3 protein-coding genes are annotated in these 3,074 nt (G+C 37.0%); 1 reads left to right on the top strand and 2 read right to left on the bottom strand.

The genetic code is table 11. The annotated features are described in order from the left end of the window. Nucleotides 1-98: 98 nt before the first annotated feature. Entirely contained in the window at nt 99-629 is a 531-nt protein-coding gene (locus LGT40_RS00685) for an REP-associated tyrosine transposase (protein WP_226074141.1), read from the bottom strand. A 301-nt stretch (nt 630-930) separates the two neighbouring features. Here LGT40_RS00685 and LGT40_RS00680 point away from each other — a divergent pair, with 301 nt between their 5' ends. Then, nucleotides 931-1,632, top strand: a complete 702-nt coding sequence (locus LGT40_RS00680) for a hypothetical protein (protein ID WP_226074143.1) — start codon at nt 931-933, stop codon at nt 1,630-1,632. Nucleotides 1,633-1,858: 226 nt separating this feature from the next. On the opposite strand, the gene LGT40_RS00675 is transcribed toward LGT40_RS00680, so the two are convergent. Beyond that, nucleotides 1,859-3,074: hypothetical protein (locus LGT40_RS00675; protein ID WP_226343123.1), on the bottom strand; the 1,216-nt coding region annotated here is incomplete at its 5' end.

Genomic DNA, 3,074 nt, shown 5'->3' with positions numbered 1-3,074 from the left:
TATCATCCGCATAGCGGATTGAAAATGATGTCACCGAGGGAGTATCGCGCTCTCAAAGTGGCAAGTTAGGACTGTCCGTTTTAGCGGGGGCAACTACATTAACGTTCACCCATATCCAGAGCATTCATTGATTCACCAACACCCCAATCACTTGAAATGATGCCTTTCTCAATAAACCGGTAAATGCTGGAATAAGGCCAATCAACCGCTTTTTCAACATAACCATGTTTCACCGGATTGTAATGAATGTAATCAACGTGTCTTTGATAGTCCAAGTCATCATGAATTAAATGTTCCCAATAACGGCGTTGCCAAATGCCGCGTTCTCTTTTCGATTTACGGCTTTGATTGATGATTTCGTGTTTGGGTAATGATCGAGAAAAAGCTGTTTTGATTAACATCCAGCGTTTGGCAAAATCAGCGTCGCCGGGTGGTAAAGTCCAGATCGCATGTAAATGATCGGGCAAGATGACCATGGCATCAATGTGGAATGGATGACGTTGTTTCACTATTTTGATGCAAGTACGAAGCGTATCAATATGATCCGTCAGCAGAGTTTGTTTTCGGTTCAGCAAATTAACCGTAAAGAAATAAGTGGCACCAGCCACATCAGCACGACGATAACGCATTAATCACAATCCTTGTGAAAATAAATGTAGGTTGGGCTGAGATACGAAGCCCAACAATCGATTTGTAATTTTAGTTTATGATGCGATTTTATGTCATGTCTAAAATGTTGGAATTTTTAGGTTGCGGTGCGATAAAAAAAGATGGATGTGGAAGGTTGGGCTGAATTTATGAAGCCCAACAAATAGGATAAATTTTGATGGTAATTTGAAATGTGACAGCATTTGTATGGTTTTAATTGTTGGGCTTCGTACCTCAGCCCAACCTACAAGCTCATTTATAAGAATAAACAAGGATGTATCTATGGAAAAGTATGAACGATTATTAAAAATGACTGCTTCTGTTGTAGCAATAGCAGTGCCATGTATATTGTTATCCGGCTTTAGTTACCATATCGGCCATATTTTTACGTATGGTTTGAGTTACGAACTGATAAATAAAGATATGAGCGATGTATTGGTTGAAAGCTGGTATATCGGTGTTTTAGCCATTGCTTGGTTGCTTACTAAATGGCCATATTGGCTGGGCTTTTTTGCTTTTTTAGTCATTATTGGTCTGGTTTCTTTTTTTTATGCACGTCATGCAAAAGAAAAGGGCAAGGATTGGTTATTTGACGAACTGAGTAAAGAAAATCAGGGTAGAAGGGTTTTGGGTATTACACAATGGCATTGGTGTCAGCTAGGTAGCATGTTTAGTGAACTAGCAGATTGGTTTAATTATCCTCTGCTCATTCTGTGTTTTGTCGGATTATTAACAGCTATTCCTTATCAAAGAGGGAAAGCTGATGCAGAGAGGCAAATGCAAATATATGCAGAGTCCGGTTGTGACAGTGAAGAGAAAATAGTCCAATGTTCTTATTTGATTGATACCAGCAATGAAAATAAAATCATTGCAAAAGGGCTCCTAGTATCAGCTAATCAAGAACGAATCGCTATTTTTAATAATGAGCTGGAAGTTTGGCCTTTATTAGATAGTTATATTATTAGAAAGCAAAATAACGATTAAAAATTCTTTGTCCATGCTTCCTTACCCCCTGTTTCAAAAATCCTACAAAGAAGATTAATTTGATAGGTTGGGCTGAATTTATGAAGCCCAACGAATAAGATCGTTTTTATGATGTTTTCGTTGAAATAATGCAGAAGAATTTTATGGTTGTAATTGTTGGGCTTCGTGCCTCAGCCCAACCTACCTTGCTAACTCATTTGGTCCCTTTGGTCAGTAAGGCTAACTATTAAAGGTGTTGCTGTATATTTAAACCTATCTGGAAAGGTTTAGCTGTCTTTTCCTCTTGCGTAAGATTTTTTGTTTCTTCAATAATTTTCACAATACTTTCCTCACTGAATAGATACTGAGTGATCATGTTTAAGTAGTAATTAAATCCAGTTATGGAAATTTCTTTATCTCCGATTTGTTGATAAATACTTTGAATTTTTTGTTCTTTGTACTTTAGAGAGTAACCATGCTTTTCAAATTCTGATATCAAGTGGGCAGGGTTGTAAAGCGTAACAATAATCGAGTTTTGAAAGATTATATCTTTGAGTATAGAGTTATTTATGGGCCACCAAACAGGATGTGTCATTCCAGGGAGAAGACTGGACTTCCCATCTTTGTTGTAATGAAAATACCCAACTTGAATTGAGTTGTCTTCTCGACCTTCCTTCATGATATTTCTAATAGATTTTTCAATATCATCCATTTTTTGGGAAAAGTCTGCAGTTGAGTGATTTACCATCTTGGAAGAAAATGACTTTCGATGATCCTTATATATACCAATTATTAAACCATTGCTTATTTTCTTAAAAAGAAACTTCCCAACTTTTGCTTCGTTAAACGCTTGTTCAAAATTATCTAGGCAATTATCTTGTGTTATTGCAATTTTCTGTCTTGGAGTCTCAGTAAGAGTTTTATAGGATTTACTTATCCTTTCAAGCTGTCTCTTGAGTCGTTGTTTGGATTTTTCTGGCAGAGCATCTTCAAAAGAAGGCTCGGATTCCGCCATCTCAGCAATAGGCTTCTCAACTCTTTTTTTATTGATGTTGGGGCCTGAGAAAAGAAGGTTTACTTGTACAGTTCCGTCCTTCCTAACACCTGATGTTTTGATCTCGCCAATCCCTGAAACTGTAAAACTATCGATATCTACTAATGAGATATCGCCCAACCTCAAAATGCTTGTCACCCCATGATGTAATACGAAGTAACCATTCAACACGGGAAATTTTTTTATTAACTCTTGCTCACCAAATCCACCTGTACCTGGTGGTGCATGGAATACTTCATCTTGTGAGAGATGTTCAACTAAGTAATTTCTATTTTTTTGATAAAAGAACCAAACAAAAGCATCACCAATACTCTTTCCAACCGCTATTGTGTCATTGATAGCATTTTGATAAGTGGAGAGCGATTTCATTCGCTTCGTAAACCAAGGCCTCGAAGTATTATTTTTTTTT

This window comes from Methylophaga pinxianii (assembly GCF_020447225.1).
GTDB lineage: Bacteria > Pseudomonadota > Gammaproteobacteria > Nitrosococcales > Methylophagaceae > Methylophaga > Methylophaga pinxianii.
The sequence above is the reverse complement of the archived record's forward strand: the minus strand, read 5'-3'. Positions and strand labels throughout refer to the sequence as shown.

Excerpts from the sequence above, each read along its gene's own strand:
- LGT40_RS00685 (WP_226074141.1), bottom strand. The coding sequence starts at position 629 with ATGCGTTATCGTCGTGCTGATGTGGCTGGTGCCACTTATTTCTTTACG.
- LGT40_RS00680 (WP_226074143.1), top strand. The coding sequence starts at position 931 with ATGGAAAAGTATGAACGATTATTAAAAATGACTGCTTCTGTTGTAGCA.